This is a genomic window from Cytobacillus spongiae (genome assembly GCF_021390075.1).
Genome location: NZ_CP089997.1, coordinates 1,809,033 through 1,832,556, shown reverse-complemented (window position 1 = coordinate 1,832,556; position 23,524 = coordinate 1,809,033). Strand labels below are relative to the sequence as shown.

The following is a 23,524-nucleotide window of genomic DNA, read 5'->3' as shown; positions in this document are numbered from 1 at the left end:
AACCAAGAAGCTAACTCTTCACTCCAATTACCTCCATAACTGGGACAGTGTACCTGACCCCTTGTCCCGCATTGTGATGCCTTTTTATGTAGACAAAAACCCCTCCCTACAAGTGATTTTCCGTGATGTAACCGAGCAGAAACAAAATTTAAAGCATGTCATTCAGACAGAAAAGCTCTCAACTGCTGGGCAATTATCCGCTGGTATTGCCCACGAGATACGGAATCCACTCACTTCAATTAAAGGATTCCTGCAATTGATTGAAGGAGAAATTCCGCCTCATAGCCTACTGTACACGGGCATTATGAAGGATGAAATCGATAAAATTGAACGAATTACAGGGGAAATGCTCTCGCTTTCCAAACCACAAGCCTATCAGTGTCAGGAGTATAATTTGCTCAATCTCATTAATGATGTGATAACTCTCCTAACCCCGCAGGCGACACTAAAAAACGTTGAAATTTTGACCGATTTCACAATGGAGCAAGCGTTATTTACCTGTGACAAGATGCAAATCAAGCAAGTGTTTATCAATATTATTAAAAATGCCATTGAAGCAATGGAACGCGGCGGCAAAGTATTAATCACGACCGAAAATAAAGTAAATTGGCTGAATATCCACGTGATTGACGAAGGTAGTGGCATCTCAGACCAGCATCTTTATAAAGTTAATGAACCCTTTTTCACGACGAAAGGAACAGGAACAGGGCTCGGCCTCACAATCTGTAATGCGATTATTAAGGATTACAATGGCAGAATCCTCATTGATAGCAAGGAGCAAAAAGGCACTCGAGTCACCATCCAATTACCGATATAGCAAGCTATACGCTCACTTGACAAGCAAACACCCGTCCAATTGTACGGGTGTTTGTTTTGTCGAGACAAGGTACCGGGTTCCTTGTCCCTGTTTCAGGCTGTAAAGGAAACTTTACGTAAAGTTTCCTTTACTATACAATAAATATAGATGTTCTCCTCAAATAATAAGTGAGGTATTAAATGATGAAAAACAGACTAGAGGAACTGAGAAAAATAAGGAATCTATCCCAAGAGGAACTAGCTAAACTGTTGAAGGTATCTCGGCAAACAATCATTTCAATAGAAAAGAATCGGTACACACCTTCTTTAAAACTTGCATTTAAGATTGCCAACGAATTTAATCAAGCAATTGAAGAAATTTTCCTTTGGAATCAGGAGGATGAATAACATATGAACCGAAAATTATTTTTGATAGGCAGTATTTTATTTTTCTTCATGTTTATTTCAGTCTTAGTGTCAACATTTTTAACAAACAGTAATATGTTTAATTATAACAACTTGTTGTTTTTATCTATGGCCGTACTTTCTTTTTCGCAATATACTGCTTATCCTCATTTAAAAGACAATGACGAGCGCTCAAAAGTAATAAAACTTAAATCAACGTCTTATTCAAGTTTATTCTTATTAATGTTGCTGGGACTCTCAATTTTGATAGATTCCATGAATAATATCTCCATTCAACTAATTGATATATTGAAAATAGCCATTACATTTTTTCTTATTAGTTATTCTAGTATGTTAATTATTTTTAGTAAAAAATATTAATATTTTTTGAACTTATAGTTCTTTTCCTTTTGTTGCAAAATTCCAGCTTCTAACAACATAAAAATCTTCATTGGCTACGTAAAAAAATCACCATCTAATTCCGTTATAGCAAGTATTCACACAACGCAACGCACAAACACCCGTCCAATTGTACGGGTGTTTGTTTGTTTCCTAATTCAATTTCTTCTTATCCTTACTCAATACGGTTAAATGATACGGATCGTTTCGAATGTCTTTTGTTTGTTCATCAAATTGAATATAGTCTTTGATTTCTTGTTCGATTTGCTTTGCTAATTCTTCAGCATTTGAATTGGTAGAATCAATTGTGGTTTTAATGGTTAGCTGAAGCGGATAAGGATGGAAAGAGTACGAATAGGTTCGCACCTTCAGATGGTCTTCCGCCATTAGGGCATCACCAATCGTATGAACAATACCGCCCCAGCGTAGCTCCTGTTCACGGGCTTTCAGGTCAATTTGCGTGATTCTCATTCTGAACTCCCCGTAGTCCTTTGTGATTGATTTCAACATGTCCTTTAGTTCAACCATTCGTGCTTCACTTTCTGTATTTGGAACAGCCACATACAAGAAATTTTCAACCTTATTTACACGTACCTCAATAGGAAATGCGGGCACATAGTTATGCTCATTAAGTGCTTGTAAAACTTGTTTCTCCAGCTTCTCACTCAGCTTAATGTACTCCTCGATTTCTTGCTCCTCTTTTGGTGTGAGCTCTTGTACTTTATGTTCATAGGACTCGCCTTTGTACTTAGAAACGGTAATCTCATAGCTTCCTAGCTTTTCCGTTTCTAATGCTGCCGAAAGCGTTTCGATGATTTCCTCTTTTTCGCTTGCAGACACATCCTCTGCAACCGCGTAGCTGATGGTTCGGTCAGAGACCTTAACCTCCACATCTCTCACATTGTATTTCTGTTTCGAGCTTATATCGAATACCACTTCAAATACGGCCATTCTCACCTTCTCTTCCTTAGCAAATTGGCTAATATATGGGATACTCGCCGCTACATTGGCTATTGTGGGGGAAATATACGACCCACCAATCAGGAATAAGATCAAAGATGCGAAGGCCACTCCCCCATACACAATCCTTTTCATATAAGGGTTTTTTCTCTTTTTTGACGGCTCGTGAATCGCTTGTAACACATGTTGCTTGTTCTTTTCATCAAAATGAATGTTGTTTAAAATGGCATTGTGTTTGGAGTTTCTTAATTGATTTTCCAAGAAAACGCTCCTTTCTCCAATGATCCTCTTAATTTGGCTCTCGCTCGGTGTAGTCTAGTTTTGACAGTATTGCTATTGACCTTTAGCAAGTCAGCTATTTCATGTACGGACAAGTCTTCATAATAATGAAGAATCAGTACCTCTCGATGTTTTACCGGCAAAGCTAGCACCTCTTTAAATAGTGCTTCCTTTTCCTCTAATTTCTCCACATCTTCTTCGTCGATGACAGGGCTGAAATGCAAAACTTTAGAAATTTCTTTGTAAAAGATATTTTTCAATGACCAGCTTTTTAATACATCCTTGCACTTATTGACAGTAATACGATATACCCATGTCTGATAACTTGAATTCCCTTTAAAGGAATGAGCATGTTTATAGCAGCTAATAAATACTTCTTGGGCAATATCTTCAGCTAGTTCCTTTTGTTTGACATATGTAAAGGCTAGCCGAATGACCATATCCCCATATTCCTCCATCAACCAGACAAGTATTGCCTCGTTATCATGCGGCTCAGGAGGGAATGATTGCTTTTCTTTTCTATTCACGTGAACGAATGGCCTCCTTCCTTTCCATACGTTAGACGAAGCCACCTTTGGTTAGGTTCCTTTTTTTAAAAAGCTTTGTAAATTTTCCTGGCAAAAAAATAGGGAAACGTCTGATTTTCGACGTTCCCTTTTTGCTCCGTTTCAGCCCAAGTTACTTAAATAACTTATTCTTTCTTTAACTTGAGATTTTGTTTTTCATTAAAGATAGAAAATCCAGCTACAACCAAACCTAAAAGGAGCATTCCTGTTAAAAGGATTTTCGAGGACTAAACAAAAAAGAGCCCTCTCGGTATGATACGGGGTGTCAAATCGTCGACGAAATGACCCCTAATTTGTAACCAAGGAGGACTCCATAATGGATTTTAAACAAAATCACAAAATTAATCAAGTCACCGAAAAAACGCTGGTCATCGGAATCGATATTGCAAAGCATTCACATTACGCATGTTTTATTGATGATCGAGGACGAGTGCTCCAAAAATCTTTCTCGGTTTCTCAATCCAGAGATGGCTTCGAAACTTTCTATGTGGGGCGGTGGACCAGGTTCCTTGTCCCAACTCCAACTCGGACAGTGTACCTGACCCCATTGTCCAAGAAAGTAAAAATATATTAAAGGGAAAAAATTACTTTTTGTAGAATAATTGTATTAAAGATTGTTTAACAGAGTAGAGGTTGAGGGGGTTAGAGAATGAAGTGGAAATTAAGAATACCGATGATGCTTTTTATATTTGGATTGGTTTCAGGGATATATCAATATTTCCCTAATATAGTTTTCTTCAAAGACAATTATCTTCTTAACAGTATCCAATACTTAGCTTCAATAGGAATAACAATATATTTACTTGAGAAAACAGAGATCAATGAGAAGAAGGTTCACTTCTTAATAGGAATTGGGTTGATAATTGCGGGATTACTAATAGATTATTTCATGGTTATTAGCTAAGTTAATATATGTGGAACGGGACAATGTACCCGACACCTTGTCCCAGACACCTTGTCCCAAAAAAACCTGCCCCAAAATGCAGGCAGGTATCACACATTATCCTCTAAACTTAATCGACGATTCTTTGATTGTGCCTGGTTCCTTGGCATTTATGGCCAATTCAAGGGTTTCCTTCAGCACATTCATCTGTTGCTCGGCTTGTTTGGGTTGCCCTAGAGGACTTCCATATGGGAACCGAACAAACAAGGATCTTGGCGGCTTGATTTGCTCAGCCATTTCCTTAAACAGTGTAATAGATACAGTCGGAATTTGATGTTCTTCCAATACGCGTGCGACTAGACCAGCCGTCTGTTGACAAACCGGTCAGGTGGGAACGAGGATGGTTAGATCCGTCTGCAGGAGCTTTAGCTTTTTAACTAAATCGGGAGCTGTCCGCTTCATCAATGGATGAGGAATAGGCACATAGCCCATAAAGCTATAATGATATTCTGTCAGTGCGCCGATCGCGCCGGCTTTCTCCATTTCCTTCAAGCGTTCTAATGGAAAAATACAATTCACATCCTGATACGCATTCGTATGATCGTAATGCTCATGAAAATGCTCAAGCTTTGAGTTTTCCGTTTCAAGAGGAATTTCTCGATAGGATGGATCCCCTAACCCATAATGATCAGTAAAGGGAGTATCGCCTTTCACATACACGCCTGCTGTAGAAATAAGGGTGATGCGAGCGCCCTCTAGCTTCTTTGTGAACGGTGTCCATGGGGCTGAATCAAAGCTTTGGAGCTGAAATTCTGGTACCCAAATCCGCCGAACGGCTTCCACTAATTTATCTAGCTTTTCAGACATGGGAGTTCATTCCTTTCATCAGTTGATAGTGGTACTTGCTTTAGTATATATGATTGTTACCAAAATACTCCTTAATAAAGCTCTTTATAATAGATGATCGTTGCATCTAAAGACCCGTTTTCTGATAAGGCAAACGAAGGGATCTTTCCAGCCTTTGTATAGCCTAATCTCTGATACAGAAAGTTGGAAGCATCTCCCTCTCGTGTATCAAGGACAATCAATTTCTTCCCCCCTGCCTTTGCCAAATCCTCTGCATGATTCATAAGCAATCGGCCAATCCCTTGCTTTCGATAATTCGGATGTGTCATGAGCTTAGCGATTTCAACTCGGTGACGGCCGTTTGGTTTCGTTGAAGCGTGAACCTGAACCGTTCCTACGATTTCATCTTTAAGCGTGGCAACAAGTAAGGTCACCTCTTCTCCCAACACACCACGCCAATACGCGTCCGCTTCTACATCGGACAACGGTGGCAAAAACCCAATTGAAGCCCCTTCATTTACAACTAAGACAAGAAGGTTTGAAAGCTCTTCTATATTCTTCTCTATCGAATCAATCGGCCTAACTTCCATTGGTTTACCCATATTCGCACCTCTTTTATGAAAGATATTCGACCTTTAGTAAAAAAATCCTTTTTTGAAAACCGCCTATTATTCACAATTTTCATATAATTTAACGAAGGGAAAGGGGCCCATGAATAACAATACGTTCTTATCAAGAATTCGAACTTGAAACGAAACATATTTATACACCCCCTTACCAAATAGAAGATACAGCTGCCCTAGTTGAAGTCGTATCAAAGCCTAGTTTTTTTTGAATACATACCTGAGACAGCGTCATTACTTACACAAGTTGAAGGAATTATTCAATGATCCATGTCGTTAAAAAAAATCGACAAGCTAAACAGGAGGATCAATGAATAAACTGGGGATTTCATTGGCTTCTGCGGGCTTGCTCCATATAACCTAAATACAGAAATATGCTATGGGCTTCACAAAGGAAGCAGAGAAAGGATAGGCAGCTGTGGCTGTTCAAGCGGGTATAGACATCGGATTTACCTCCTTGCAACTCACTGATATAGTCGCAAACGTATTTCCTGAAAACCAGGATTCCGGTCATACCTTCGATAAGCTTGGAATGAATAACGACAAGCCCCATAAAAAAAGAGACCGAGAACTTAATCTCCATCCCTTACGTCAACCATGTGACCACTATTCATCTGATTTATTGCCTCTCTAACATTCCCTATATATACAACTTCGGCTTTGGCAAATGAGTCGGTTTCTGAACATATGCCGGTTCTACGAGCGACTTACACGGTGCATTAAAATCGAACGGAATCACTTGCTCATATGGTGGTGGCATAAGCTCGGCATGCCTTGACCTATGATAAGGAACATCAATCATATGGCCGTCCGAATCCCGATTGTTTCTTATTTCATCTACAACCACTCTTCCGATTTGTCGCCCAACTCGCAAGCCTTGATTATTATCGGATGGGAAGTGTACACCGCCATATAATCTCGACTGAGCATTCTCAAGAGCAAATCCGCGAATTCGTTTTCTTTCCGCAGGGAAAAAATAGCTTAAAATTTCCTCAGCCGCTCCAGATACAACTGCATGACCCGAAGGATAGGTTGGATGTTCAGGCGTACATATCGCTGTAACTAATTCTTGATCATACTGATTCGGCCTTGCCACAAGCCACCTATATTTCAACGTCCATGCGACGACAAACGCATCATTGATTCCCGCATGAAAACAAGCGAGGATTCGTGCTGCTCTTGGTGCTTCCACTTGATACGTATCAATTAGTCGATCCACTATAGGTGTCCATTGCTTCGTTGGAGGACCTGCCCCCCAATATTCCGCCAGCGTTTTTTGATGAGGTGTTAACTGGTCTAATGCCCGATGAACGTCTGTCAACTCTCGCTGAAAGTCCACTCGATTCGGATGTTGAATGGCGAGACGGATCGGCTTTCCAGCTAATGTTTCAAATCCTCCCCGTTTTGTTGGACGTATATAATGCATCGTCCAAGACCCAGCAGTCGGCTCAACTGGAGAAGAGGGAGGATGGTCCTCACCAGCATATGGAACGTCCGACCAGTTCAAATAATTTGGGCTTACTTCTTCCATTTTTATCACCACATTTCATCTTTCTTCCATCCTATGTACAGATGTCACGAAATGTATAGACAAACGTTTAGAAACCCAAAGAAATTCTTATTGATGCTCGTGTAAAACGTTTGTAACTCCTAAGAGGTTTCCGCTTGGATCTCTAAACCCAAATCCACCAAATCCACTGTCTGGATGAACATTGAGGGTGGTCACCTCGATTTGTTTCTCTTGTAAAAAACTGTAAAATCCTTTTAAGTCAGGAGAATAGAAATCAACGATACTATGCTCAACACCATTTTCTGAATGTAGAAACGATGCCCCCCCGCTCGTCTTCGTTTCCACTAAATAAATCGTTGGCACTCCTTTTTTCTGAAAAGACAACATCGCATTTTTTTCCCCTTTGAACACTACCTCTGCCCCAACTAATTCTTCATAAAATACAATCGACTCCTCTAATCCGCGCACCGGTACTTCAACCGTAGCGATATGCGAGATAAAGTGTGACATCGAAAATCACTCCTTTGATCGTTTGGTCATTCATTCTACATCACGCATGGGATTTCCTGCCATCAATTAAGAAGGTAACGAAAAAACAGACTAAATCACATTAGATTTAGTCTGCCTACATCAAGCTTGCTTTTGTTCCCATTTGGCCACTTCTTCCTTCACCTTAGGAGCGACTTCTTTTCCGTAACGTTCAATAGCATTCATAACCTGTTCATGAGGCATGGTTCCAAGTGGCATATGAAGCATAAACCGAGTAATCCCTACATTCTTTCTGAGGTAGATGATCTTTTCTGCGACTGTTTCGACGTCTCCGACATATAGGGCGCCTTCTAGTGTACGGGCTGCATCAAAGGTGGCACGTGTATATGGTGCCCAGCCTCTTTCGCGAGCGAGCTGATTCATCACAACCTGTGTTGATGGAAAGAATTGCTCAGCTGCTAACTCATTCGTTTCTGCAATAAATCCATGGGAGTGCGAGGCTACCGTCAGCTTCGACACATCCTTACCTGCCCGTGCAGCAGATTTTTTGTATAGTCGAACAAGGGGCTCAAAATGAGTGGGCTGACCTCCAATAATTGCTAATACAAGAGGAAGTCCAAGTGTCCCCGCCCTCATCGCCGATTCAGGATTACCACCGCTTCCGATCCAGACGGGCAATGGCTCTTGTACAGGTCTTGGGTAGATACCTAAATTTTGAATCGCCGGACGGTGCTTCCCTTGCCAGGTCACTTTTTCCGAGTCACGAAGCTTAAGTAACAGCTCAAGCTTCTCTTCGAATAATTCATCATAATCGTGTAGGTCGTAACCAAACAACGGAAAGGATTCGATAAATGAACCTCTCCCTGCCATAATCTCTGCACGTCCATTCGAAATCCCATCGAGCGTAGCAAAATCTTGAAACACTCTCACTGGATCCGCGGAAGAGAGTACGGTGACCGCACTAGTTAAACGAATCCGCTTCGTTTGAGCTGCAGCAGCGGCTAAAATCATCGCCGGTGCAGACGCTGCGAAATCCACGCGATGATGTTCCCCTACTCCATATACATCGAGTCCCACTTTGTCAGCTAACACAATTTCTTCTACGACTTCCCGAATACGCTTAGCATGGCTCATCATTTCTCCTGATTTCACATCAGGGGTTGTTTCGACAAACGTGCTGATCCCTAACTCCATTTTCAAATCCTCCTGCAATCCATAGTTCCTTTTATCTAAATGTATACATTTATTTACTTAAAGTAAACTAAAAGCATCGGTTCTCATAGGAGGTCTTACAATGAAAAGAAGAAATATATACGTTCTATTAATGCTCGTGCTCCCATGGCTGTCTCTCCCATTAGTAGGCTCGAAAGCGTTTAAGCGGTTTCTTCCTGCGACGGTATCAATCATGGTCTACCTTATCGGAGAGTGCATGGTGGCAGAAAAGGAAAAATGGTGGTGGTTCCACTTTCACAACATTCCTAATTTCTTAGGAGTATTTCCACTTTTATTCGGCCCTTTTTTCGCAGGTTCCCTTTGGATCCTCAAACTGACTTATGGAAACTTTACGCGATTCTTTATCACGAATCTTATCATTGATAGCTTCTTCACCTACGTATTATTGGATTGGTTCAAAAAAATTGGCTATATGTCGATTGTAAAAATGACCAAACTGCAAATGTCGATAACCTTCTTAATCGAATCTTCCCTTTTATATGGGTTTCAAATGTTTTTTGACAAATGGGCAAGCAGAAAAAAGTTCATATTTCGGTTCCGCTAAAAAGAGCTTTATGCTCTTTTTTTACCTTATCCAATTGGCAAATAGTTCTCCACTTCCTCCCCATCTACGTTTGGGTGAAAGGTTTCTACAATGTAGCTATCAAAATTTCTCACATAGCCTTGAACATCAGCCCAACCCATAAGCCTTTCCGCCGTTCATCGAAAACTATTCTTGAAGAATTGTATTCGAATCTTCACTTGCTAGATTTCTCGAAAAACTCAGAAAAATTTCTCGTTTGTTCAGCTCACAGAACTAAAGCCATTCCTCTCCATTTTCATCAAAGGGAAATATATTGATGGCTTTAGATGTGGGGTTGTTTTTCTTAAGAAATGTGTTGCTACTCCCTCTTGGAATAACCTAATGAGCGGGCTGCTCCAAGAGATTTGATTCCATTCCATTGAAGCACGATTAGACAGGAGATTATGTGTAACATGTCCAAATTCATGAGCTACAATCGCCTGGATATGCCCAGGCTCTGGAGATATTTTTTCCAAAGCAAATGTTAAATGTAGGAGAACAGCCTGTTGTGCATACGCATTGGAACCGATTCCGCCAACAATTAGACGAGCTTCTATCGGAAATGACACATCATATAGCCATTTATACGCTTTTTCAATTTCCTCAATGATAGGGATTATCCTCTCGTAGACGAACTCCATATCGGAAAAAGCTTAAGAATATTTGGAAATCGAAAGATGAGGACGTTCCTCGGTATCCTTACAATGATAAGTAAAGTACTCTGTATATATATCAGGATATTTTTGATAATATTCTCTTAAGAAAAGCAATCGAAGGCTCATAATGAGAGAGAAAACTAGATATGGTATCAACGAATTTCATCCATGTGTCCCCCTTCAATTTCAGTCATGTATGGCTCAATAAAGCGACGATAGGATGGAATCATTCCTTCAGGTAAGTGGGATAATGGAAAATAGGCTAATGCGATGGATTCTAATCCATCCAACTTAAGGTTTCCGCTAACATTTCTAGATAAGTAAACGGCTGTCACCGCATACAGCTCATCACCATTTGCCACTTTCAAATAATAATCTGCCCCAGAAAATACGCCCAGTAGCTTTAAGTCATGACAGGTTAAGCCTGTTTCTTCATGCACCTCTCTCCGTGCAACTTCCTCCAAGCTCTCACCTAAGTTCATCAATCCGCCTGGAAGCGACCAGTTGCCATCTACCCTTTGCTGAAGTAACACCTCATTCGAATCATTGACAATCAATACCACCGATCCTGGTAAAATCAAAGGTCTATGACCCACATATTTTCGAAGCTCCTTATAATACTCCACTCACACACCTCTTTTTTCCTAATAAAACTACTACCAAAACAGTCAATTTCTAAAATTGCTAAAAAAACTGTACGCTATCACAGGGTTTTTCCAACCAACGATTCACCCTTAACACCATGGCCCATCTAAGAATTTCGTGCGTTTTCCATAATGTACATGCCAATGAAGATGCTTATTGCTTTGATAGTCTCCCAAATTCGTAGCGACCGTGCATGCTCCATATTGCTCGTTAACGTGTTTAGCAGCCATTTGAATTACAGAGAGCAAATCTTGAAATAGCATTTGATCCTCGCTGTTGATATCAATCAAAGAACTGATATGTTTCTTCGGAATAACCACAATATGTACTTCATAAAAAGGCCTTGTATGATAAAACGCTAACGAATGCTCGGTCTCGAAAACCTTTTCAACTGGGGTATTCCCACTTAACACTTCATCACAATAAAAATCCTCTACACCATTTGCCATTAAATTCACTCCTGTACCATGATTTTATTATATACAGCATGGGTCACTTGCTCTTCTACATATAAAAACCCAAAAAACGGTTTCCCCTTTTCTATTTCCTCTAATAATGCTTGAAATAACGTATCCGCTTGCTCATGATTTCCCGCGAGTTTTGCTTGGATTGCTTGACTTCGTTTATAGCTAATCGGTTCAAATGGGTTTAGTAATTGATGGTAACGGCTGATGTTAGCCGTATCGTAAACGCCCTTCATCACCAAATCTAGCTGCTTGATATGGTGGATAAACTGCAGCCCTAGTTTATTCTCCTTTGTGACAGGAATGTTTTTAAATGGTTCAAGGAGGTTGGAAGCTTTCTCATATCCTTCCTTCATGAACGTATAGTAAAAAAGCATATACCCTACCGCCATATGATCAACCGTCGGCTCTAGCGATTTGGCTTTCTCCAATAATTCCTTTGACCAGTTCTCTGGAAGCATCGGTGAATTCATTTCTTGCATGAATAAAAGGGAGATTATAAATTCCTCCGTTTGTTTGCCCCCTTTTGATAGCTCATAAATGACTCGTCCGTCTGACTTCATCGCTCCCTTATACGGCACAATCGTTACCGCAAAAATCAGCAAATGAAATAAACCGAAATAACTCACATAAAGCGAATCTATGAAACTACCGGCAAGAAAGCACACTACCGCTGTACCAAGCGAAAAGATCGGACCGCCGGCCACATAGTGTCTATGCTTTTTCACAATCGTATGTATATTCGTCGTTTGCGGAGAGCAATTTGCCACCCCTCCTACTAAAAACCAGCTATCATTTGCCTTCATACGAATACGGTCCGTATGTTCAATAGTAATGGGGCCAACTGTCAAAAAATGAAATCGGTACCCCGACCAGATCCCAAACATCACATGCCCTAGCTCATGGATGAATAATGTCAAATACAATAATAAAAACATCGCTCCAACATAGGCAGCTTGTTCCCCAAACGGTGTCAATTGAAGAACAATGATAAAAATGGCGAACAGAACAGTCACACTCGCCGGCTTCGTTATCTTTTTCATCTACTTTCTCCTTTCCAAATATTAGTACGCTTACTGCAGGAAAAGGTTACATTTTTTCATAAAAGAACCTTCTATATTGGAATCAAGCAAAGGAGTGAGCAAATTGGTCCCTACCGAAATCATGGTCTATTTCAGCCTATACAGATATACAGAGAAGATTTCCCTCTAGAACTCGTTACAGAACGATTGGACATCCTCCCAACAAAAAGCTATCGAAAAGGCGACTTTATCAGAAAAATCAGTGGAACAGAGAATCTATCTAAAACCTATTCTTCATGGCAGTTTGGGACCGTCTACCAAGAATCCCTCGATGTAAATGAGGTGCTGCAGCACGTCATTCAACAGCTACACAACAAATCATCACAAATCAACGATCTCAAAAGAGAATTTGCCCTTGAATGCAGGTTCACTATCGTAATCATTATTAACAATGGCAATACCCCCTCATTTCACTTAGAACATCCCGTAATCGAATTTGCCAACCGTATCAAAGCCGACTTTGACATTGACTTAGATGCTCATCCGATTGGGGAATAATAGTGAACACCCTTCTCCTGTCTAAAGTTACCCCTCTTCGGACTCGACAGGCGCTTTTTCCCCTCTCCCTGTCTGAAATCAACACCTCTTCGGACTCGCAATCAATTTCCTCATCAATCTCTGTCCTAACACAGCCCCACTTCCAAACTCGCACCACCCTATCCTCTAAATCCACCCTGAATCGCACTTTTTCCCCACAAAAAAAGGAGGTTCCCCCTCCCCTTTAATATCCAACTCTACTCAAACTCCCTCTCAATCTCTTCACTTGCAGCAGGGAGGTCCATGCCGTCTTCCCAGATAAGGATTCGGTCCTCCGGCGTACCGTAATAGAGCGCTTGAATCTTTTGGCCATCTCTATTCATTTCTTGCGCCTTGATATGAAACGTATCATAGCCTTTTTCTAGCATATATGGAGCTTCTGATTTTTTCTTAATGAATGGCCGCTTCGGAGTTAAGTAAAAATTCCCTTCCTCATCCAGGTCGTATTGAATCTGGGTTAGGCGAAAACCATCAGTAATCTCAGTATAATACACGAGTCGACCGTCCGCTAGTTGACTTACATCCTCAATTACAACATCCTCCGTTGCCACCGTCAGTACATTCCAATGAAACAAGCCGAAATACCCTAAAAATAAGAATGAAATCACAAGCGCACTTAGCCCTATTCCTTTTAGAAACGCGCGTCTCTTTGTGCGGTTCCAAAAATCAGCAAACCTTCCAATATTCTTTTTCTCTTCATCATACGGCCCCTTTACCTCAACCTGCTTTTGGATGGCCGCAAGCTCCGCCATACAACTTTCACACCCAGCTAAATGCTCCTCTACAAAACGTTTGCTTTCCGCGCTACACACATCATCATGATAAAGCGGCAGCAAATCTCTTACTACCTCACAGGTAGCCTTTGTCATCTAATCTCCTCCTCCATAATCCTTTGAATCTTCGGTTTTGCCCGGTGAAACGTTACTCTTGCCCAGCTTTCTGTCTTCCCAAACAGCTCGCTAATTTGTTTAAAGGACAGCTCTCCAAATACTCGAAGGGTGAATACTTCTTTGTAAGGCTCGTCTAATTGATGCAAGGCTTTATGGACAAGAAAGGCCTCTTCTTTTGTTTGCAAAAGAGCTTCAACATTCAGCTCACTTCCCCTTTCTTGCTGGTCAAGTGGATCCAATCGCTTCTGCTTTCGAAGATGGGAAAAATACGTATTTTTTGCAATCTGGCTTAGCCACACATGAATTTGACAGTTCCCCTTGTATTGATCAAGGCTCTTAAATGCTTTATAAAATGTCTCTTGTGTGACCTCTTCGGCCAGCTTTTCATCTCGGCACAAGGTTAAGACAAACCGATATACCTGCTGAAAATACTGACGGTACACTTCATTAAATTCCTCCACCCTGCTGCCTCCCTTCCCTCATAAGACTCCCACCTTCTCCATTCGTTACAAAAAAAATAAGCAGATGTACAAAAAACATCTGCCTAATTGATATCTCCCAAGTATACTGAAGCATCATCGCGACGAATACGAGCTAACACGAACTTACTTAATTCCTTTGGATAGACACGAATCTCTGACAACTCTTCCATCGGCACCCACTCCATTCCGACTTGATGGCTATCTGGGTGATGTGGCGTTTCCCCATGCTCGATCAGCTGGCAGCGAAAGTAGAATTCAACTTGATGCACCTTTGAGTCAAAATGAGCATGTTCATGATTTTTTCCAATATATTCACGAACAAATACAAGCTCTTGCGCTTCCACCCTACTTCCTGTTTCCTCTATACATTCACGAACTACCGCTTGATGTAATGTTTCCCCATGTTCCTGACCACCACCAGGATACAAATAAAAAAATCCTTCCTCATCCACGTTTTTGGTCAGCAATAACTGATTTTCTTTTATAATAATAGCCTTCGCTGAATTTCGAATGTTCATTTCTCCCATTTCCTCTCCAATTGCTACTGACAATCCAATTTAGACAGTATGTATCCAATAATTATCATTACAAAAAATAACCTCCCTCTACCATACACAATTTCGAAGAGGGAGGCTAGACATAATTAAGAAGAAAAATTGAGCTTCCGCAAGCCATTTAGATCGAGAATACTAAACCCAACCTTTGAAAAAATCGGCAGCAGGATAAATGCTAATACTTCTGTGCCATTTTGCGTGAGACCAAGTGCGGATGGTCCAAGCAGCCAAACCGTCGGATAACTGATCCAAAATGCAGTTAAATAAAGGGCCGTACGTTGATAATGCTTTCCAAGCTCCTGAGATCCCCTAAATGCCATTTTCCGAAGCGGATACCAAATAATATACAAAATGATCCATAACGCAATCACGCCTATTCCGTACCAAATATAAAGGATCGTCCCATTAGAAAAGTCTGCAATCAACCCTGTCAAAATCATTACAACATCCGCACCAATGAGTGAAGAGATGAGCGCTATGTCTTTCTTCGGCTGAAAAAACATAGCGGTCAGCGCAAGCGCCAGCAATAATAAAGGGGTTGTCACGACCCAATCTAAATATCTCGCAAAATAGATCACCTGATCTTGTTGCTCCACAAAACCTTGACCTAATGCAATGGATAAATAGGCAGCTCCTGACCAACAAGGAATGAATATCGCTATTACATACTCATACTTCGGAACCCCTTTGGGATCTCGGCTCAATAAAAATAAATAAAACGCACCGCAGATCATTACGATAAAATAAATCCAATGCAATGTATAAATAAACTCTGCCATCACAAGACCTCCCAAAAGATTGTCATCTTCCATTATGACTATAATCAAGAGGTTTCATACAGGCAGATCCTTCTCTATTCACCTTTCTTCAGCTTCCATTGCATCCGCTTTTGTGACGTGAACCGTTCCGAATGGATGCTCAGGCGGTGCATAGATGGCGTAAAGCTTCATAGGAATTTTCCCTGTATTCGTAACATTATGCCACTTACCAGCCGGAACCATAATCGTATAGTCTGCTGTAACTTTTTGTTCGAAATCAAGCTGGTTCTTCCTATCGCCCATTTGCGCTAGCCCTTCCCCTTCTTCAATCCGGATAAATTGATCCGTTGTGGGATGAACCTCAAGCCCAATATCATCTCCCACATCTATACTCATTAATGTAATTTGCAAATGGTCGCCTGTCCATAGAGCTGTTCGATAGGTCGTATTTTCATTTGTCACCTTCTCAATATCAACGACAAATGGTTGACCGCCATAATCCTTGACAGAATTTCGATAAAGAATTTCAAGAACAGCTCCATGCTGCTGGTCATTTGCAAATGCCCAGCTTACCGTTGGATCAAGCTCCGTGAACTGTCTTGTTGAAAAGAAATTCGTTAACCTAGTTAGTTGCTGATGATTAAGCTCACACGCAAGCCTTAAGCCTTCCGAACAGCTTCGAAAAGGCACTTGCCGCATCTCATATACAGGGGAATGACCTGTCATCGATGTATAAACCCGTGAAAAATGGGATAATTGCTTTGCTTTTGATTCTACAACTGGGTTTAAGCAAAGCTGCTCATAGTAATTCGCTGAATTTGCCACACGCTGCAGCAAATCAATTTGCTCTGCCTCACTTTGAATCCACTCGAGAATCGTCTCTCCATTGGATTCATCACGCCAAATGGGCTCTCCTTGCCTATCTAGCCTATATCCATCATACATACTCCCCATCCCCTTCTCTTTTTTCAACCATAGTTTATGCATCAATATAGAGAAGGTACGTGGTATGGCATTAATTACTGTTTTGCATTTCTGTTAGATGCTGGAGCAGCAACTCCTGTTGGAATAGGTACACTAATAATTCCTCGTAGCTCTTTGTGAAAAAAACAAGCTCTTTATCGGAATACACGTACAATCCAGGCTCTACCGATTCGAGAGATGTCTCTTGGTGAATATCTCCAACGTGTTTGAAATCGGCTGGGTTCGGTGATTTCAGTTTTTTCATATAGGACTCATTCCCGACAGCAAGAATCGAAAATTTATCTTTCTCTTTAGACAGCCATTGATTTTCAAATAAAACGGGATTGGCATCCGATAAAATCGACAAATTCTCCACCCTATACCTAAAGGATGGATCTCCATGGAGATTAATTACGTCAAAACGAACCTTCTGCCCTACCTTCAGTTGAGGATCACTGATTATATAGGATGCACCATCCACTACGACACCAAGATTATGGTCCATCCCTGAAATCAGCCCTTCAATTGACCGCCTCTCCTCATACTTATTTTTCTCAGTGAACTGAAGTATCTCCTCAAACCGTTCCGCTCGAAAAACCTCTTTCTCATGGTCAAAAACAATATAGGTAGGAACCTTTTGTACGTTTAGTTCGGGGTATTGAGATTGAATACCCTCTAACCCCATTCCAGTTGTATTCTGAAATGGGGTAAATGGTCCTATCCCATCTAATTCTTGCAAGACCCTCTCTTGTTCCCCTGCTTCAGCAGCAAATAGAAGAGAAAAGCTCCCCTTTCTAGTTGCTGTAAGATTCTTCCCATCTTCCACTAAACGAATCGGGATGATATATTCTGCACGTTTGCCGTTTTCCCAAAATGCCTTTACCCCATAATGACTGATATGAGGGTACAATTGAAAAAGAGGTATATCTTCATACAGAATGCTTATATTACCCGGAGAGAACTTCCCATATTCAAACACCCCGATGTTCATATACAATGGCTGGTCTTCCTCATTGAATAAGACGGCTATTTGTTCATTACTATTCACTTTTTTATATGTATCAACCGATTCTGCTACCTCTTCAAGCTCTGCTTCCACTTTCTCCCCATGCCATTTATATGATCCTAGTAACACGTCCATTTGTTGCGTTCCAACCGAAATGGTCGGCATCGGTGGTTTTTCTTCCTTATAAACCTTTTGCCGATCCATATAAACCATAATTACCATTCCAACTAAAACCACGAGGAGAAGGATCCCGTGTTTCTTAAACTTTTTTAAAGCGTACATACGACTCAGCAACACCACCCTCCATTCCCTATATTTTACCATATACAGCTAGTATTCTACTGTATAGAACAAATATATTTTTAGAAAATTAGCAAAAGTATTTAATCTGTTCATAGTGGAAAGCCCTACCTTGTGATACAATCATAATTGAGATTTTAGTGGATTACCAAATTAAAGGAGATTATATGAAAATTAAAACTTTTACTAATCGTTCACAAGTATTAGATAGCAAGGATGTACTAGCCTCTTTAGAAGCTAATTTAGCAATGATCGAGTTTAATTTGAATCGTGAAGTCATTTGGGTGAACGATATTTTTGCCCAAACTATGGGCTATCGTTCTCAAGAGATGACCGGCTTAAAGCATATGCAATTTTGCACTCCTGAATATGCAAGCAGCCAGGAATACGAGAAGCTATGGAATAATTTAGCCAAAGGGGAGAAGTTCCAGGAAAAAATTCAAAGGTTAAACAAACAAGGTCAGCTCCTTTGGCTTGAAGCTACCTATATTCCTATTCTCAATGATCAAAACCAAGTTGAAGGTGTGCTCAAAATTGCAACAGATATAACTGAACGTGAAGAAGAAACAAGCAAGATGATCTCGATGATGAAGCAGATTCCAGAAGAATTAGTCGAAGTCGTTCAGCAAAATACGGTGGAGAAACTCGCTGCCATTCAGTCGTTAACAGAGCATACGAAAGCGATCTTAGAAGTATCAACTATGATTCGTAACATTTCTTCGCAAACGAATATGCTTGCACTAAATGCTGCAATCGAGGCTGCTCGCGTAGGCGAACAAGGCAGAGGATTTAAAGTCGTCGCCGATGAGGTCCGTAAACTTGCCGGCAGTGTCGATCAAGCCATCCAAAACGTAAACGATAGTGTAAATAGCATGACCAATGATGTGAACAAAGTAAGCGGAATTACAGAAGACCTCCAAGCTACAATGATAAAAACACAGGAAAAGTTCACCGATTTGCTGAATCAGTTCAATAAGCAAATAAAATAAGGGAACAAACCCTCATTTTGAGCGAAATCTAGCAAGTTGTGAGCGGAATTTTGTGGAACTAGAGCGATTTTCCGCCGAAGCCGAGCGAAAATTCCAAAAAGTGAGCGAAAACCGACTAAGTGCGAGCGTTCGCTCAAAAAAGGAGCGTTCGCTCACTATTCAAGCAACCACATGAGGAAAACACTTCTTGAATTCCTGCATGTAATCAGGGAACCTCACCCCTTCTGCCAAAAGAAGCATTCGCTCAAATTGAGGTAGCAACCTCACATAAAAGCAACATTCACCCACACTGCAAACAGCTTACTCCATCCTCACCCAAACGCTGCTTTCACCAACTCGCCAATAATCTAACACTCAAACTCACCCACAAAATGACCAACTTTCACATCCACAAAGATAAATTCACTCTCAACCAAAACCAGCTTTCTCCATCCTCATCAAAAGAGTACCCATGCGTCCCAAAATAACGTACCTCACCCATTCATGTGCCTTCTTGCCAGCTCAATAAATGCCTCAAGAGGTTCAGTCATCACCTTGTCTTTATGCCATGCAATATGAGTATACATTGGCGGCTGAGAGACCTCATGCGGTATTTGCTTCATTCGCGACTCGTGCAAGTCCTTTTCTACAACCATATAAGGCAACAGGGCGATCCCCAAATCAGCCATCACACATTGCTTGATAGCTTCAATGCTGCCAAATTCAATGATGTTCAATGAGTAGATTCCTAGTGATTGAAACCCATCCTCTAACACCTGGCGATAGGAGCAGCCTGCTTCAGTTAAGAGCAATGTTTCCTGTAAGAAATCATTCGCATGTATCGGACACGTCGCATGGTCACGAGATGAAACCCAGACCAGCTTCTCTTCTACTAACCTTTCCATCGTTAACGAGCCAGTTGCTTTACTCGTATCCATAATAAACGCAAGGTCAAGAATCCCTTCAGAAAGATGTTTCCGTGCCATCTCATCGGAATGGGCTGGTTTGAAAATCAATTTTACTTTTGGGAATTTCCGTTTGAACTCTTTTAATATGGGTGGTAGTCGATATGTGCATTGACTTTCCTGCGCTCCAATTGTTAGCGTCCCTACCGGCTCCCTTTCCCCTCTCACCGTCTGCCTCGCTTCTTCGCTTAGTTCAATCATTTTTACAGCGTACGATTGAAACTGCTTGCCTGCCTCTGTTAAAATAATTCGTTTTCCAAGCCGCTCAAATAATAACACTCCTAGTTCCTCTTCTAGTGCTTTCATTTGAGCGGTCACACTCGATTGGGCAAAATTTAAAACCTTAGCTGTCTGGGTAAAATTCAAACATTCAGCAGCTGTTTGAAAGGTTATTAATTGCTTGATTTCCATAGCACCCTCCAAATCGAAAAAATCGATTGATACAATCGAAATAATCATCTTTATTGATTTCCTACTTCCTATTAAACTATAGCGTGTAAGCTGTTAATGGTCAAAAGAAGGAGAGATTGAATATGAAGATAGCTGTTCTTCACGGCGGAACACGTCCAAATGGTAATACAGAGGCACTTACGAAGATCGCAACAGAAGGCGTTAGTTGCGAGCATATCTATTTAAAAGACTATCACATTTTACCGATTATCGATCAGCGTCATGATGCGAGCGGCTTTCAGGAGCGGGATGATGACTATAATCGCTTGTTAGATCTCATCTTACCATGTGATCTACTCATCTTCTCTACACCTATATATTGGTACAGCATGTCCGCTCAAATGAAGCTGTTTATTGATCGTTGGTCCCAGTCGCTTCGGGACAGTAACTATCCTGATTTTAAAAAACAAATGGCTGCGAAAAAAGCATATGTCTTAAGCGTTGGTGGAGACGATCCATTGATTAAAGGCTTGCCAATGATTCAGCAGTTTCAACACATCTTTAGCTTTGTCGGAATGGAATTCTCTGGCTACCTAATTGGTTCAGCCAACCAGCCAGGGGAAATTCAACAAGATGAACGTGCGCTTCTTGCTGCCAAGCAATTGAATGAACAATTACGAAATGGTACGCTTTTCTAACACAGGTGAAGGTCTGCATCCCCTTAAAATGCAGACCTTTTTCCATTACATAGACTAACCGAATTCCATTCACTTCCCTCATTACATGCACTCTCTTCATCGTCTACCATCTTTTTTCATACCGACCGTAAAGGGTTCAAACCCCAGCCTTTGGTAATATCCAACCAATTTCCCATCACACATTAACTGAGGAATGACGCGTTCCGATCCACATTTTTCAACGAGGGCTTCCATCAACTTTCCACCAATGCCTTGTGCTTGATAGTCTGGTAAAACACATAGCCCGCAAATCACGCCAGTAATGATTCCGTCGGAGATGACGCGTCCCATCCCCACTAACTTATCTCCATCATACGCATATACAGCATACCAGCTTTGCTGACACATTTTCTCGAGTTCATATACCGTTAAGCCAATGGAATTCCAGCCTAATTTTTCATAAATCGAATGCAGTGCTTCAAATGTGACTGGAGGTGATTCGGTGTATCGAATCGTTTGATTTTTCATGGTGCACTCCTATAGCAGGTTAGACTTCATCCTTTACACTTCGATACGATTGGTAAAAATCCTCCCCTTTGGAATAGTAAAATTCCGTCTATTATCAGGAACAATTATTTGCCAACCCGCCTAAGAAAAACATACTATTCTTCAAAGCTTAAATTCGTAGGTTCTTCTAACAGCTCAGTAGATAGATTCAGATTGGTAGATGGCGTGTTTTCATCCACTTCTTCAAATCTTAAGTCATCGATCCATACCTTTCCGCTTCCCGAAAGAAGGACTCCGAAGGCAATCAATTCGCTTTTTTCTGGAACATCTAAGACGACCTGGTAATGATTCCATTCACATGAACCGATAATTGGTCGGTTGCTCATATTGTCAAATTGAAGGACATCTCCAAGTGCATCATCAATCCTCATCCAAAAGCCACAAAAGCCTTCCACTTGTTCCGACTTAAGAAAACCTGAGAGCTTTAATCGTTTCCCTTTATACTTTGTTGATTTAAATTGCTGCATCATCGTCGCAAACTCGGATGGGGATTCAGCAGTAACGGACTCCAGTACACCTGACGCATTTCCTCTGTGGAACACTTCTCTGTCAATCCCCATTTTGTAATGAAAGGGATGACTTCCACTCAGCTCCCACCCTTTTAATAGCTGTTCATTTTTCATTGGACCTTCCTCCTTTTGAAATGTTAGTTTACTCATCACTTTTCGATATTGACCCGGTGGCATTCCGTAATACTTTTTAAATGCCCTGGTAAAGGCTTCTTGTGATTCAAACAAAAAGAGAAAAGCGATATCGATGATCTTCCTATCGGTATAAAGGAGCAGGCTTGCCGCGTTGGCAATTCTTCGATAGCGGATATATTCGGCAATCGATACGCCCACTTCCCTTTGGAATACACGATGATAATGAAATCTCGAAAACCCCACTTCATCCGCTAGCAAATCAAGGGAAAGCACTTCCTGAAGGTTAGACTCAATATGCGAGATCGTCTTCTGAACCACTGGACTATAAATCATTCGTTGACCTCCTTGTATAGAAGATACCAAGAAAAGTGAATCTATTTTTGATCAAACTTGCGGTTCTACAAAAAATAACACCATTCAAATAAAAATAGGAATCGAGAACATTTTCTCGATCCCAATCTCCAGCCACCAGTAAAGAAACATTAGAGGGAAAACCTTTCCTTTATTCATTAATCACCCATCTACTTCCATGAAAAATGAATCACAAACGAGTCTTAGAAAAATAGCTCAATTCATGTTCTAATCGAAAGCCTACTTTCTGGTAGAGGCGAATCGCCCTGTCATTAGATGCATTCACGCATAGTGTGATCTCCTCAATTGTTGGGAACGTAAACAGCCATCTTAAAGCGATCGCTAACAACTGCTCACCTATTCCTTTTCCTCTTTCCCCCTCATCGACGGCAAAGAATTCAATGCTCCCTTCGCCAAATTCAGGCTCTGCCTCCACATAGATATAGCCAATTAACCGTGTCCCTTCTGTGAGTATGAACACTTGACGCTCTTCATTTTGCCTATCTACAATGGTTTTTCCGCTATAATAGGTTCCGGGAAAAATGCGGTCGTGAAGCTCGATCATCTGTTCTTCAAATGCTTCTGTCAGCTTATGTTGTTTGGCTTCCTTAAGCTTACAGCAATCATTGCGATGAAATGTAAGAATCGCTTGTTCACTCTTCTTCACAAATTGTAATTCTTGAGCGAACTGAATGGCTCGTGTATTTTTTTGATTCGGAAACATAGCAAGCGTTTGTATTTCATTTGGCAATGATTCAATCAAGTGTTCCCACATGTTTTGAGCGACACGGAAATCATATCCCTTCACAAACGGCCCCCATGTTTCAGCACTTTGGTCATCAGTAGCCACATCAAAACCTAGCACCCCAATTAATTCCTCATTCCAATAAGCCGTAACAAAGCTCTCCGTGAAAGGGACATCCGTCAAATCTTCAGCTAAAGACTTCCTGATTTCATTCGCATCTGTCCCGCAATACCCAATATGGTGCTCCTCTATTTGGTTTACCTGCGCAATAAACGAAGCAGCTTCCTTCAGCTCTTTTGCGTCCATTTTTTTCACAACCAGCATATACAC

At 41.0% G+C, this 23,524-nt stretch carries 29 protein-coding genes and 1 pseudogene; 8 read left to right on the top strand and 22 right to left on the bottom strand.

The features are described 5' to 3' along the window. The first annotated feature begins 61 nt into the window (after nucleotides 1–61). Both LS684_RS09305 and LS684_RS09300 read left to right on the top strand, forming a co-directional pair. Nucleotides 62–817, top strand: coding sequence for an ATP-binding protein (locus LS684_RS09305; RefSeq protein WP_233811313.1), 756 nt, complete (start codon nucleotides 62–64; stop codon nucleotides 815–817). 179 nt (nucleotides 818–996) lie between these two features. Continuing rightward, the gene (locus LS684_RS09300; protein WP_233811312.1) at nucleotides 997–1,203 is read left to right on the top strand and encodes a helix-turn-helix transcriptional regulator; all 207 of its coding nucleotides are present in this window, start codon (nucleotides 997–999) and stop codon (nucleotides 1,201–1,203) included. 549 nt (nucleotides 1,204–1,752) lie between these two features. Here the strand turns inward: LS684_RS09300 and LS684_RS09295 are convergent. Then, complete coding sequence (locus LS684_RS09295) at nucleotides 1,753–2,820, bottom strand: DUF4030 domain-containing protein (RefSeq protein ID WP_233811311.1); 1,068 nt, start codon at nucleotides 2,818–2,820, stop codon at nucleotides 1,753–1,755. Then, a complete protein-coding gene (locus LS684_RS09290) occupies nucleotides 2,805–3,365 on the bottom strand; it encodes a sigma-70 family RNA polymerase sigma factor (RefSeq protein WP_233811310.1) in 561 nt (186 codons plus the stop codon). Before LS684_RS09290 ends, LS684_RS09295 begins: the two co-directional genes overlap by 16 nt. Before the next feature lie 355 nt (nucleotides 3,366–3,720). Here LS684_RS09290 and LS684_RS09285 point away from each other — a divergent pair. Both LS684_RS09285 and LS684_RS09280 read left to right on the top strand, forming a co-directional pair. Then, nucleotides 3,721–3,891: pseudogene (locus tag LS684_RS09285) on the top strand (IS110 family transposase); the annotation flags it as partial. A 162-nt stretch (nucleotides 3,892–4,053) separates the two neighbouring features. Next, nucleotides 4,054–4,308 (top strand): hypothetical protein, encoded by a 255-nt coding sequence (locus tag LS684_RS09280; RefSeq protein WP_233811309.1) that lies wholly within the window; start codon nucleotides 4,054–4,056, stop codon nucleotides 4,306–4,308. Between the two features lie 96 nt (nucleotides 4,309–4,404). On the opposite strand, the gene LS684_RS09275 is transcribed toward LS684_RS09280, so the two are convergent. The 6 genes from LS684_RS09275 to LS684_RS09250 all read right to left on the bottom strand — a co-directional run bounded on the left by LS684_RS09275 (nucleotide 4,405) and on the right by LS684_RS09250 (nucleotide 8,949). Next, nucleotides 4,405–4,632 carry a hypothetical protein gene (locus LS684_RS09275; protein WP_233811308.1) on the bottom strand — a complete coding sequence of 76 codons (228 nt, stop codon included), beginning with the start codon at nucleotides 4,630–4,632 and terminating at the stop codon, nucleotides 4,405–4,407. Nucleotides 4,633–4,671: 39 nt separating this feature from the next. Then, complete coding sequence (locus tag LS684_RS09270; RefSeq protein ID WP_233811307.1) at nucleotides 4,672–5,154, bottom strand: glycine/sarcosine/betaine reductase selenoprotein B family protein; 483 nt, start codon at nucleotides 5,152–5,154, stop codon at nucleotides 4,672–4,674. A gap of 71 nt (nucleotides 5,155–5,225) precedes the next feature. Beyond that, nucleotides 5,226–5,735, bottom strand: a complete 510-nt coding sequence (locus tag LS684_RS09265; protein WP_233811306.1) for a GNAT family N-acetyltransferase — start codon at nucleotides 5,733–5,735, stop codon at nucleotides 5,226–5,228. Between the two features lie 661 nt (nucleotides 5,736–6,396). Continuing rightward, on the bottom strand, nucleotides 6,397–7,287 hold the full coding sequence (locus LS684_RS09260; RefSeq protein WP_233811305.1) for a vanadium-dependent haloperoxidase: 891 nt from the start codon (nucleotides 7,285–7,287) through the stop codon (nucleotides 6,397–6,399). An 87-nt stretch (nucleotides 7,288–7,374) separates the two neighbouring features. Further along, the gene (locus LS684_RS09255; RefSeq protein WP_233811304.1) at nucleotides 7,375–7,776 is read right to left on the bottom strand and encodes a VOC family protein; all 402 of its coding nucleotides are present in this window, start codon (nucleotides 7,774–7,776) and stop codon (nucleotides 7,375–7,377) included. A 120-nt stretch (nucleotides 7,777–7,896) separates the two neighbouring features. Beyond that, nucleotides 7,897–8,949, bottom strand: coding sequence for an LLM class flavin-dependent oxidoreductase (locus tag LS684_RS09250; RefSeq protein WP_233811303.1), 1,053 nt, complete (start codon nucleotides 8,947–8,949; stop codon nucleotides 7,897–7,899). Between the two features lie 100 nt (nucleotides 8,950–9,049). Between LS684_RS09250 and LS684_RS09245 the strand changes: the two genes are divergently transcribed. Next, nucleotides 9,050–9,532: a hypothetical protein gene (locus LS684_RS09245; RefSeq protein ID WP_233811302.1), complete on the top strand. Its 483-nt coding sequence runs from the start codon at nucleotides 9,050–9,052 to the stop codon at nucleotides 9,530–9,532. A 239-nt stretch (nucleotides 9,533–9,771) separates the two neighbouring features. On the opposite strand, the gene LS684_RS09240 is transcribed toward LS684_RS09245, so the two are convergent. From LS684_RS09240 to LS684_RS09225, 4 genes are all read right to left on the bottom strand, one after another. Continuing rightward, complete coding sequence (locus LS684_RS09240) at nucleotides 9,772–10,191, bottom strand: hypothetical protein (protein WP_233811301.1); 420 nt, start codon at nucleotides 10,189–10,191, stop codon at nucleotides 9,772–9,774. Nucleotides 10,192–10,358: 167 nt separating this feature from the next. Beyond that, nucleotides 10,359–10,832: an NUDIX hydrolase gene (locus LS684_RS09235; protein WP_233811300.1), complete on the bottom strand. Its 474-nt coding sequence runs from the start codon at nucleotides 10,830–10,832 to the stop codon at nucleotides 10,359–10,361. Nucleotides 10,833–10,940: 108 nt separating this feature from the next. Next, nucleotides 10,941–11,300: an HIT family protein gene (locus tag LS684_RS09230; RefSeq protein ID WP_233811299.1), complete on the bottom strand. Its 360-nt coding sequence runs from the start codon at nucleotides 11,298–11,300 to the stop codon at nucleotides 10,941–10,943. Between the two features lie 5 nt (nucleotides 11,301–11,305). Continuing rightward, nucleotides 11,306–12,358: a site-2 protease family protein gene (locus LS684_RS09225; protein WP_233811298.1), complete on the bottom strand. Its 1,053-nt coding sequence runs from the start codon at nucleotides 12,356–12,358 to the stop codon at nucleotides 11,306–11,308. A 186-nt stretch (nucleotides 12,359–12,544) separates the two neighbouring features. Here LS684_RS09225 and LS684_RS09220 point away from each other — a divergent pair, with 186 nt between their 5' ends. Beyond that, a complete protein-coding gene (locus LS684_RS09220; protein ID WP_233811297.1) occupies nucleotides 12,545–12,895 on the top strand; it encodes a DUF4279 domain-containing protein in 351 nt (116 codons plus the stop codon). Nucleotides 12,896–13,131: 236 nt separating this feature from the next. On the opposite strand, the gene LS684_RS09215 is transcribed toward LS684_RS09220, so the two are convergent. From LS684_RS09215 to LS684_RS09190, 6 genes are all read right to left on the bottom strand, one after another. After that, nucleotides 13,132–13,803 carry a zf-HC2 domain-containing protein gene (locus LS684_RS09215; protein ID WP_233811296.1) on the bottom strand — a complete coding sequence of 224 codons (672 nt, stop codon included), beginning with the start codon at nucleotides 13,801–13,803 and terminating at the stop codon, nucleotides 13,132–13,134. Beyond that, entirely contained in the window at nucleotides 13,800–14,285 is a 486-nt protein-coding gene (locus tag LS684_RS09210; RefSeq protein WP_233811295.1) for an RNA polymerase sigma factor, read from the bottom strand. Before LS684_RS09210 ends, LS684_RS09215 begins: the two co-directional genes overlap by 4 nt. A gap of 83 nt (nucleotides 14,286–14,368) precedes the next feature. Beyond that, the gene (locus tag LS684_RS09205; RefSeq protein ID WP_233811294.1) at nucleotides 14,369–14,824 is read right to left on the bottom strand and encodes an NUDIX domain-containing protein; all 456 of its coding nucleotides are present in this window, start codon (nucleotides 14,822–14,824) and stop codon (nucleotides 14,369–14,371) included. 125 nt (nucleotides 14,825–14,949) lie between these two features. Then, nucleotides 14,950–15,639 carry a bacteriorhodopsin gene (locus LS684_RS09200; protein ID WP_233811293.1) on the bottom strand — a complete coding sequence of 230 codons (690 nt, stop codon included), beginning with the start codon at nucleotides 15,637–15,639 and terminating at the stop codon, nucleotides 14,950–14,952. 78 nt (nucleotides 15,640–15,717) lie between these two features. After that, complete coding sequence (locus LS684_RS09195; protein WP_233811292.1) at nucleotides 15,718–16,563, bottom strand: cupin domain-containing protein; 846 nt, start codon at nucleotides 16,561–16,563, stop codon at nucleotides 15,718–15,720. 70 nt (nucleotides 16,564–16,633) lie between these two features. Next, nucleotides 16,634–17,881, bottom strand: coding sequence for a hypothetical protein (locus LS684_RS09190; protein WP_233811291.1), 1,248 nt, complete (start codon nucleotides 17,879–17,881; stop codon nucleotides 16,634–16,636). Between the two features lie 173 nt (nucleotides 17,882–18,054). Here LS684_RS09190 and LS684_RS24205 point away from each other — a divergent pair, with 173 nt between their 5' ends. After that, nucleotides 18,055–18,876 (top strand): methyl-accepting chemotaxis protein, encoded by an 822-nt coding sequence (locus tag LS684_RS24205; RefSeq protein ID WP_284701588.1) that lies wholly within the window; start codon nucleotides 18,055–18,057, stop codon nucleotides 18,874–18,876. A gap of 473 nt (nucleotides 18,877–19,349) precedes the next feature. On the opposite strand, the gene LS684_RS09175 is transcribed toward LS684_RS24205, so the two are convergent. Beyond that, nucleotides 19,350–20,231: a LysR family transcriptional regulator gene (locus tag LS684_RS09175; protein WP_233811290.1), complete on the bottom strand. Its 882-nt coding sequence runs from the start codon at nucleotides 20,229–20,231 to the stop codon at nucleotides 19,350–19,352. A 122-nt stretch (nucleotides 20,232–20,353) separates the two neighbouring features. On the opposite strand from LS684_RS09175, the gene LS684_RS09170 reads away from it, so the two are divergent. Continuing rightward, the gene (locus LS684_RS09170) at nucleotides 20,354–20,908 is read left to right on the top strand and encodes a flavodoxin family protein (protein ID WP_233811289.1); all 555 of its coding nucleotides are present in this window, start codon (nucleotides 20,354–20,356) and stop codon (nucleotides 20,906–20,908) included. A 96-nt stretch (nucleotides 20,909–21,004) separates the two neighbouring features. Here LS684_RS09170 and LS684_RS09165 read toward each other — a convergent pair whose 3' ends face one another. The 3 genes from LS684_RS09165 to LS684_RS09155 form a co-directional block, all read right to left on the bottom strand. Further along, nucleotides 21,005–21,415 (bottom strand): GNAT family N-acetyltransferase, encoded by a 411-nt coding sequence (locus tag LS684_RS09165; RefSeq protein ID WP_233811288.1) that lies wholly within the window; start codon nucleotides 21,413–21,415, stop codon nucleotides 21,005–21,007. A 134-nt stretch (nucleotides 21,416–21,549) separates the two neighbouring features. Then, nucleotides 21,550–22,431 carry a helix-turn-helix transcriptional regulator gene (locus LS684_RS09160; protein WP_233811287.1) on the bottom strand — a complete coding sequence of 294 codons (882 nt, stop codon included), beginning with the start codon at nucleotides 22,429–22,431 and terminating at the stop codon, nucleotides 21,550–21,552. 208 nt (nucleotides 22,432–22,639) lie between these two features. After that, a complete protein-coding gene (locus LS684_RS09155) occupies nucleotides 22,640–23,518 on the bottom strand; it encodes a GNAT family N-acetyltransferase (RefSeq protein WP_233811286.1) in 879 nt (292 codons plus the stop codon). Nucleotides 23,519–23,524: the final 6 nt, after the last annotated feature.

What these genes read in the sequence shown, in the direction of transcription:
- LS684_RS09300 (WP_233811312.1), top strand. Translation starts at nt 997, where the DNA reads ATGATGAAAAACAGACTAGAGGAACTGAGAAAAATAAGGAATCTATCC.
- LS684_RS09280 (WP_233811309.1), top strand. Translation starts at nt 4,054, where the DNA reads ATGAAGTGGAAATTAAGAATACCGATGATGCTTTTTATATTTGGATTG.
- LS684_RS09270 (WP_233811307.1), bottom strand. Translation starts at nt 5,154, where the DNA reads ATGTCTGAAAAGCTAGATAAATTAGTGGAAGCCGTTCGGCGGATTTGG.
- LS684_RS09265 (WP_233811306.1), bottom strand. Translation starts at nt 5,735, where the DNA reads ATGGGTAAACCAATGGAAGTTAGGCCGATTGATTCGATAGAGAAGAAT.
- LS684_RS09260 (WP_233811305.1), bottom strand. Translation starts at nt 7,287, where the DNA reads ATGGAAGAAGTAAGCCCAAATTATTTGAACTGGTCGGACGTTCCATAT.
- LS684_RS09255 (WP_233811304.1), bottom strand. Translation starts at nt 7,776, where the DNA reads ATGTCACACTTTATCTCGCATATCGCTACGGTTGAAGTACCGGTGCGC.
- LS684_RS09250 (WP_233811303.1), bottom strand. Translation starts at nt 8,949, where the DNA reads ATGGAGTTAGGGATCAGCACGTTTGTCGAAACAACCCCTGATGTGAAA.
- LS684_RS09245 (WP_233811302.1), top strand. Translation starts at nt 9,050, where the DNA reads ATGAAAAGAAGAAATATATACGTTCTATTAATGCTCGTGCTCCCATGG.
- LS684_RS09240 (WP_233811301.1), bottom strand. Translation starts at nt 10,191, where the DNA reads ATGGAGTTCGTCTACGAGAGGATAATCCCTATCATTGAGGAAATTGAA.
- LS684_RS09230 (WP_233811299.1), bottom strand. Translation starts at nt 11,300, where the DNA reads ATGGCAAATGGTGTAGAGGATTTTTATTGTGATGAAGTGTTAAGTGGG.
- LS684_RS09225 (WP_233811298.1), bottom strand. Translation starts at nt 12,358, where the DNA reads ATGAAAAAGATAACGAAGCCGGCGAGTGTGACTGTTCTGTTCGCCATT.
- LS684_RS09215 (WP_233811296.1), bottom strand. Translation starts at nt 13,803, where the DNA reads ATGACAAAGGCTACCTGTGAGGTAGTAAGAGATTTGCTGCCGCTTTAT.
- LS684_RS09205 (WP_233811294.1), bottom strand. Translation starts at nt 14,824, where the DNA reads ATGAACATTCGAAATTCAGCGAAGGCTATTATTATAAAAGAAAATCAG.
- LS684_RS09200 (WP_233811293.1), bottom strand. Translation starts at nt 15,639, where the DNA reads ATGGCAGAGTTTATTTATACATTGCATTGGATTTATTTTATCGTAATG.
- LS684_RS09195 (WP_233811292.1), bottom strand. Translation starts at nt 16,563, where the DNA reads ATGTATGATGGATATAGGCTAGATAGGCAAGGAGAGCCCATTTGGCGT.
- LS684_RS24205 (WP_284701588.1), top strand. Translation starts at nt 18,055, where the DNA reads ATGAAAATTAAAACTTTTACTAATCGTTCACAAGTATTAGATAGCAAG.
- LS684_RS09175 (WP_233811290.1), bottom strand. Translation starts at nt 20,231, where the DNA reads ATGGAAATCAAGCAATTAATAACCTTTCAAACAGCTGCTGAATGTTTG.
- LS684_RS09170 (WP_233811289.1), top strand. Translation starts at nt 20,354, where the DNA reads ATGAAGATAGCTGTTCTTCACGGCGGAACACGTCCAAATGGTAATACA.
- LS684_RS09165 (WP_233811288.1), bottom strand. Translation starts at nt 21,415, where the DNA reads ATGAAAAATCAAACGATTCGATACACCGAATCACCTCCAGTCACATTT.
- LS684_RS09160 (WP_233811287.1), bottom strand. Translation starts at nt 22,431, where the DNA reads ATGATTTATAGTCCAGTGGTTCAGAAGACGATCTCGCATATTGAGTCT.
- LS684_RS09155 (WP_233811286.1), bottom strand. Translation starts at nt 23,518, where the DNA reads ATGCTGGTTGTGAAAAAAATGGACGCAAAAGAGCTGAAGGAAGCTGCT.